The 7,469-nt window shown below is 56.1% G+C and carries 6 protein-coding genes; 2 read left to right on the forward strand and 4 right to left on the reverse strand.

Translation table 11 applies throughout. The annotated features are described in order from the left end of the window. Positions 1-39: 39 nt before the first annotated feature. Positions 40-867, forward strand: a complete 828-nt coding sequence (murI, locus tag JW953_00975) for a glutamate racemase (protein ID MBN1991247.1) — start codon at positions 40-42, stop codon at positions 865-867. Here the strand turns inward: murI and JW953_00980 are convergent. The 4 genes from JW953_00980 to JW953_00995 form a co-directional block, all read right to left on the reverse strand. Further along, the gene (locus JW953_00980; GenBank protein ID MBN1991248.1) at positions 827-2,488 is read right to left on the reverse strand and encodes a response regulator; all 1,662 of its coding nucleotides are present in this window, start codon (positions 2,486-2,488) and stop codon (positions 827-829) included. The two genes, murI and JW953_00980, sit on opposite strands and share 41 nt — an antisense overlap. Positions 2,489-2,522: 34 nt before the next feature. Continuing rightward, a complete protein-coding gene (locus JW953_00985) occupies positions 2,523-5,324 on the reverse strand; it encodes a GAF domain-containing protein (GenBank protein ID MBN1991249.1) in 2,802 nt (933 codons plus the stop codon). Between the two features lie 18 nt (positions 5,325-5,342). Beyond that, a complete protein-coding gene (locus JW953_00990; GenBank protein MBN1991250.1) occupies positions 5,343-6,296 on the reverse strand; it encodes an MBL fold metallo-hydrolase in 954 nt (317 codons plus the stop codon). A 330-nt stretch (positions 6,297-6,626) separates the two neighbouring features. Then, positions 6,627-6,980: a nucleotide pyrophosphohydrolase gene (locus tag JW953_00995; protein MBN1991251.1), complete on the reverse strand. Its 354-nt coding sequence runs from the start codon at positions 6,978-6,980 to the stop codon at positions 6,627-6,629. 129 nt (positions 6,981-7,109) lie between these two features. Between JW953_00995 and JW953_01000 the strand changes: the two genes are divergently transcribed. Beyond that, a partial coding sequence (locus JW953_01000; protein MBN1991252.1) for a hypothetical protein occupies positions 7,110-7,469 on the forward strand: 360 nt, incomplete at its 3' end.

Here is a 7,469-nt window from a genome sequence, read left to right on the forward strand (position 1 = left end):
GTGAATAGACCAAAATCCAAAGGTATAAGGTATCCAGGTATGTCAGACTCGCGTCCCCTTGGTCTGTTTGATTCCGGGGTGGGTGGCCTCTCGATTTGGCGGGCAGTGACCGATTGCCTGCCCAATGAGGCCACCATTTATTTTGCCGATAGCGCCCATTGTCCCTACGGGTCTCGATCCGTTACCGAGATCAAAGCTCTCTCGGCGGCCATTGTTGATTTTTTGCGGCAACACCATTGCAAATTAATTGTGGTGGCCTGCAACACGGCCAGCGCCGCGGCCCTGGCCTGGCTGCGAACCGAGTTTGACCTGCCCCTGGTGGGCATGGAACCGGCCATCAAACCGGCCGCCGCCCAAACCAAAACCGGCCACGTGGGGGTATTGGCCACAGCCGGCACCTTACAAGGCGCGCTCTTTCAAAATACAACCCGCCATTACGCCAACGGCGTGCACGTTCACCAGCAAGTGGGGGAGGGGTTGGTGGAACAAGTTGAAGCGGGGCAACTGGCTACGCCGGAAACCGAAAAACTGCTCCGCCAATATTTAGAGCCAATGCTGGCCGCCGGCGTTGACCAGATTGCCCTGGGCTGCACCCACTACCCTCTGCTTTGGCCCCTCATCCAGCGTATTGTCCGGGGCCGGGCCAACGTGATTGATCCTGGCCAGGCCGTAGCCCGGCAAGTGCAGCGGGTCTTGGCTCGGCATGATTTATTGCAGCCAACTATTGGCCATCATCCCCCCCATCAATTTTACACCACCGGGCAGATTGAGCCTTTGCAAAGTTTGGTCAAAATTTTGGGCGGGGAACTGGCTGAAGTGAGACCGGTTACTCTCCCCCTCCACAATCAATTGGCTGATCATCCATAATGGCCTGGTGTAGCTGGCGCGTGGCCGGGGTAGGGCTTTCGCCAAAGAGTTCCTCAAACAGTTTGAGACAATCACGATAAACTTTAAGGGCCTGGCCCTTTTCGCCGTTGCAGTAGTGCAAACGCATCAAACGGCGATAAACGCTTTCCAGCAGCGGGTCTTTGCGCAAAGCTTCTTCGCAGGCATTGATGGCCTTATCGTAATGGCCCAGGGCAGCGCAGGCATCGGCCAGGGTGATGAGCAGATCGCGGTATTCCCCGGAAATTTCGCGGCGCAACTCAATGGCCCAGTCATCATAGCGGTCTTCGGCCAAAAAATCGCCCTGGTAAAGCGCCCGACCTTCTTCCAGTTCTGCCGCCGCTTCGGCCCACTGTTCGGCCCGCGCCAGTTGTTGGCCCTGCTGTCGGTGTTGCCGAAATTGCAGCAAATCCCAGGTTACCTGGCCGCTCAAATCAAAAAAGTAGCCATTGGCGCTGCGCAAAATAAAGTTTGAGTCGCGCGGTTCAATGTCCGGCTCCAGGGTATGGCGGGCCACGCTGATAAGGGGCAGCAATTTTTTGCGCCCGCTTTCCTCATCGGCATCGGGCCACAGCCGGGTAATCAACTCATCGGCGGCCACGGCCCGCCCGCCGCGCACCCGGCGGGCCAGCAGCAGCTTGGCAATAGTTTCGGCCTGGGGACGCTCCCACACCGCAATGGCCTCTCCATCACGCCACAGCCGGAACTGGCCCAGGGTTTGGATGCGCAGTTCCGGGGCCTGGGTGGCCTGCTCCACAGCCGCTTTAATGGACTCCGGGGCAAAGTTTTGTTTTTCAATAAAGCCGATAATGGGATAGTGCGTCAGCAGATCGGCCACATCGCCCGGCCCGGCCCGGCCGCTCAGAATAAGCACCTTGGTTTTGGGCCGGGTTTCAACCAGGTGGTCAAGCAGCAGCCAGCCTTCGTTGGAACGAAGCGGTAAATCGTGCTGTTGGAGTTTCAGGTCTAAAACAACCAGGTGAAAGTTTTCTTTCTCCATTTCCAAGAGGGCTTCTTGGGCATTTTTAGCCACCCGCCAGAAATACCCTAAATCATTGAGGGTGTGGGCCACAATATTCTGCCAATCTTCCCGATTTTCCACCACCAATACCCGCGGCCGGCCCATAGCGGCGGGCGGAGGCGAGAGAGAGGGCGGGGTGAGGTCAACCGAGGGCTGAAGTGCTGGACCGGCTGGCGTCAAGGTAGCGCCCGCCTGTTCCCCGGTTAATTTGTGTAGCCAATCACTAAAGGTGGCCGGCTCCCAATATTCTTTGGAGAGAATAGGGGCGTTGGGACAAAGTCTTTGCAAACTTGTCTCCAGGTCGTGGGTGAGGGAGCCGGTGATGATGATGATCGGCGTATCCGGCTGTAGCTCGCACACGCGCTGCACCACGCTTAAGCCGTCGCGGTTGAAGCGGTTGTCTCTATCCAGCACCGGGTCAACAATGGCTAAATTGAATTCTTGGGCCTTGAGCGCGGCCAGGGCCTCTTCGTAAGAAGTCACGGCCTGGGGCCGGTGTCCTTCTGCGGAAACCGCGCTACAAACAATATCTTGCCAATCTTCGCGGTCTTCCACAATCAGGATATTGAGTTGGTTAGGCATAGTGTCCCTCCGTAGTAATCCAGCCCTAAAGCGTTTAACCCCCTTTAGGGTCTGCACTAATTTCTTGATTGAGTGCTTGTAAGGTGATGGTAAAAGTGGTTCCCTTGCCGGGAACACTGGTAAAATCAATGCGCCCATTAAATTGATGGATAAAGGTTTCCACCAGCCACAAACCAATGCCTAAACCTTCGGCTTTGCCGGATACGCCCGGGTTGAAAATGCTTTCCTGCAATTCGGGCGGAATGCCCGGCCCATTATCGGCTACGGTTATTTCAACCCCATCGCCGGGCAGGCGGCGCGTCTGCAAACGGATTCCGCCGCCATCCTGGGCCAGCGCCTGGATAGCATTAGAGAGCAGGTTATGAAAGGCAGCTTCCAGGCGTTTGGCGTTGGCCTTAACCGGGGGTAAGTCGGGGCTGTAGGTTTTGCTCAGGCAAATGTTATCGGGCCACCAACAACTTTGAATGGCGTTGTCCAGGCAGGCGTGGGCATCGGTGGGGGCAACGGTGGCCTGTTTGAGGGGGTCGGTGATGGTGCCAATGAGCCGGATGGCCTCTTCCGCGTTTTGACGAATGTGGCTGACCTCTTTTTTGAATTGGCCCAACGCCGCTTGCGGCCGGCCCCGGGCTGTGTGTTCCAACGTAGAGGCCCAAACCCGAATAGCGCCGACCACGTTGTTCATGGTATGGGCCATATCCAGGATCACGGCGGCCATGGCGGCCCGGGTTTCGGCGGCAACGCGCCGCTGCTGCTCGGTGTTAAGGCTTTGGTAAGCCTGCACGCGCTCGTCAAAAAGGTAGGCGTTATGAATGGCAATAGCCGCCCATTTGGTCAATTCGGTCAGCAGCACCTGGTGGTAATGGTTGAACTGTTGATCGCCCGTTTTGTTCAGCACTTCCACCACGCCAATCACCCGCCCTTCAACTTTAAGCGGCACGCAGAGAATGGAGTGGGCTTCGTAGCCGGCTTCAACGGCAATTTCGCGCAAGTGGCGGGGGTCGCTGAGGGTGTCGTTCACCAGGGCCGGTTGGTCGTGGGTGGCCACCCAGCCGGCAATGCCCTTCCAGGGGGCAGGCAGGCGGATGTCGGCGGCGCGGTCGTTGCTGTAGCTCAAAACCAATTCATTGGTTTCCTCGTTGATCAAAAACACCGAGGTCCGCTCCGTTTCCAGCAGGGTATTGACGCCCTCGATGATCACTTTTAGCACGTGTTCCAGGTCCAGGCTGCTGGTCAACGCGCTGCCGACCTCGTTGAAATAGGTGAGATGCATGGCCTGAGCGCTGACCTGTTGGTAATGCACGGCATTTTGCACGGCCAGGCCAATGATGCGGGCCAAGCTGATCAGCAGGTCAATTTCATCGGCGTTATAAGTATGGGGCGCATCGTTAATTACCACCAGCGCCCCGCTTTCTCCATCGCCGGTTTTAATCGGGGCCAGGGCCACCGCCTGGAGGCCGGCCTTGAATAACTCGTCAGTTTCAGCAGGATGACCGCTATCAATGATAATGGCCTCTTCCCCATTGCGCTTGAGCGAGGCAACCACAAACTCAGCCAGGGCCTGTTTTTGTTGGGCCGCGCCGGCCGGGTCGGGCGATAAGCCCCGGTCAACCTGAACCGCGGGCAAATTGAGGTTGATGCCCCCCTGATCAATTAAGCTGATGCTCCCGGCTTTGGCTTTGAGGTTGCGCAAGGTCTGTTCCAGGCCAATGTTCAAAATCGTCTCCAGATCAAGGGAACTGCTCAAGGCCAGGGCGGCTTCGTTGAGCGCCCGCAGTTGGCGGGCCTGGCGGGCTTCTTGATACAGGCGGGCATTTTCAATGGCAATGGTGGCTGAAGTGGCAAAGGCAGACAGCAGGGTGATGTCGCCAGGCTCAAAGCCGGAGGGGCTTTTTTTATTGAGCACCTGGAGCGTGCCCAGGGTGCGCCCGTCTAACTGCAAGGGCACGGATAATAAGGAACGGGTCATAAAGCCGGTTTCCACCTCGCCAAACCAGCGCGGGTCTTTGGCCACGTCATTAACGCAAGCGGCCTGGCCGGTGGAAATAACCCAGCCGGCAATGCCCTGCTGCTTTTGCAAACGGGTGGGAATGTTGACCCGCCGGCCTTTGGAGATGGAAATGGCAAAAGTTAATTCAGCCGAGTCTTCATCCAGCAAAACCACGGAGCCGGTTTCAACATTGAGCATGCGGGTCGCTTCGTGCACAATGCGAGAAAGCACTTCGTCCAGGTCAAGCACCTGCACCACGCTGCGGCTCAGTTCATTCAAAAGGGTCAGTTCTTCAATTTGCCGGCGGTGCTCCCTGGCCCGGTTGATGGCCAGGGCGGCCTGGTTGGCAAAGGCGCTCAGAAAATCCAAGTCGCTTTGGTCAAATACGGCCCGGCGGGGATGGTCAATATAAAGCAGGCCCACTAATTGCTCTTTAACTTTCAGGGGCACGGCCAACACGGAGCGAGTTTTTTTGAATTGCAGGGTAGCGTCGCTGGCCAGGCCTTCGTAACGCTGGTCGGTGAGCAGGTCTGTTACCAGGCGTGGTTCGCCCCGGTCCAGCACGTCTTTGATAACGGTGGTGCTGATGAATTTGAGGGTTTGTTCCAGGTGGTGGGCGGCCAATTCTTCGCCGCGCACCACGGCAATATCGTGGGGTTGGCCCTGCTCATCGCTGAGCAGCAGCACGCCCCGCCGCCCGCTGGTCAGGTTCAGGGCGCGATCAACCACAAACTCCAGCAATTGCGGCAACTCATACACCGAATTCATCCGCCCAATGAGTTCGTAGAGACTCTTCAGCCGTTCGGCGGTCATATTCTGTTCAAGGGAGTCCAAGGTATCAGGTTTCATTTTGTAATTTGCAATTTGTTAAATCTCCAAACTCAAACCATCATAAGCCACCAGTACTTCGCAACTGTTGGCTTGGCCGGGACGGTGCAGCAAGTAGGCGTCGGCCTGTTCTTTGGCGGCCCAGATTTTTTCATCGGTGCTGGTGGGGTCGTGGTGAAAAAGGGCCAGGCGTTTTACCCGGGCGCGGTGGGCAAACTCGGCGCCCACCATGGCCGTGCTGTGGCCCCAATCCGGTTTATCCAACATCTCGCTTAAACTATACTGGGCGTCAAAAATGAGCAGGTCGGCCTCCCGGAAAAATTCAATGTAACGCTGCGTGCTGGCCGGGTCTACCCGTTTGTACTCCGAGTCGGTGGCGTAAACCAGGCAGCTTTGGCCGTCTTCAATCCGGTAAGCATACGTTACCCCGGGATGGGAGGTGCGGATGGGAGATACTTTGAAACGGCCAATTTGTTGCCACTCATTTTCCCTGACTTCTTTACAATCCAGGGTGGCGCTCATAAAACTCAGGGGCACCGGAAAATAAAGCTCATGCTGCTGCTGGGCCAATCGCTCGGCCAGGTTGTTAAAGGGGCTGTAAAACGTAAACAGATTATTGGGCACAAAGGCCGGCAGAAAAAAAGGAAACCCCTGGATGTGGTCCCAATGGGTATGGCTGATGAGAAAATCGGCCTGGCGACCCCCTTTGGCAAAACCCTGCTGCATCAACTCAAGGCCCAACAGGCGCAACCCGGAACCGGCATCCAGAATTAATAGCTGGTTCCCGGAGCGAACCTCAACGCACAACGTATTGCCGCCGGTGGTGCCCCGGACGGTAAAGGGCAATCGTTCCAAATACCGCTCAAGCACGGCCTCGTCCGTCAAGTCCAGGCCGGCCGCGCCCACCAGGGCTTGCCGAATTTTCTGTTTAATGGCCTCCGCAGAAATCGGAGCGGGGATAGAACCGCGCGTTCCCCAGAACTTTAAGTACATTGGTTTGCTCCCGTAAGTAAAAATTACGTAACCATTCACCTTGCCATGTTGCTCTGAGGGTTCCATAAGGCCGGGGCCTTATTCAATCGAAAAAGAAACTAATGGGGGGACACCCCCCAAGCCCCCCGGCCTACCGGCAGTATGGAGATTCTTCGCTCGTTCCTCGCTCAGAATGACATGACCTGAATAATTACGGATAGACTTTATCCATTCACAATTAATAATTAACAATTCACCATTCACAATTTTCTAAAGTATTATACCTCAATAATGTTGCAAAAAACTTGCAAATTCCCGGTTTGGGTTTGATACTTTTGTCCTACTATTTTCCTAAAACCGCCCCTGGAACCTTTCCGCCGGATATTTGGCCTCATTTTTAGCCAATTTCGCCAAAATAATCTCCCCCACGTCGTAAGCCAGGATGTCGGCCAGGCTGAAACAGTAGATCAAAACATCGGCCAACTCTTCGGCAATGGCCTGCCGGGATTGGTCATTGTTTTGGGCCAGGTAGGCCGCTTCTTCAGTGCTGAGCCACTGAAAATGCTCCATCAGTTCGGCGGCCTCAATGGCAATGGACATGCTCAGATTTTTGGGCGAGTGAAATTGGCCCCAGTTGCGCTCGTCTCTGAATTGGCGCACCGCGGCCTGGATAGCGGTAAGCGAGGCGTTAGGGGCGTTGGTCATGCTGTATTTCCTTTCCGGTTATTCGAGACCCCAAAGGTTTTTGAAACCTTTGGGGTCTTTTGAGAGATGCTGCAATTTTGTTTTTATGATATACTTTTTAGCAGCAAATCCAAACCGAGGGAGAGTTAAATGAAAGCAAAATTCTGGCCCCTGGTACTCCTCTTTTTGTGGGGCTTGGCCCCGGCCGTGTTGGCCCAATCGCCCACACCCACGCCTGCGGCTGCGCCTGTTCCCACGCCCACGCCCATCTCTGTGCTCATTGTGACGCCGGTGGTTACGCCCGCGCCGCCTTCACCCTGGCCGGCGGAGGTGGAAAAGGCCATTGCCTTTGGCCGCGCCCTGTGGGACACGTTTGGCTGGTGGGTAATTCTCATCCTGCTTGGCTTTGGGCTGTACGCCCTGGCCAGGCTGGTGGGCAAAGAACTGTTCGCTACCTGGAGCAAACAGATGGCCGCCTGGCTCGACGACCGGCGTAAAAACCTGCTCGCC

This window comes from Anaerolineae bacterium (assembly GCA_016931895.1).
In the GTDB taxonomy this organism is placed as follows: domain Bacteria; phylum Chloroflexota; class Anaerolineae; order 4572-78; family J111; genus JAFGNV01.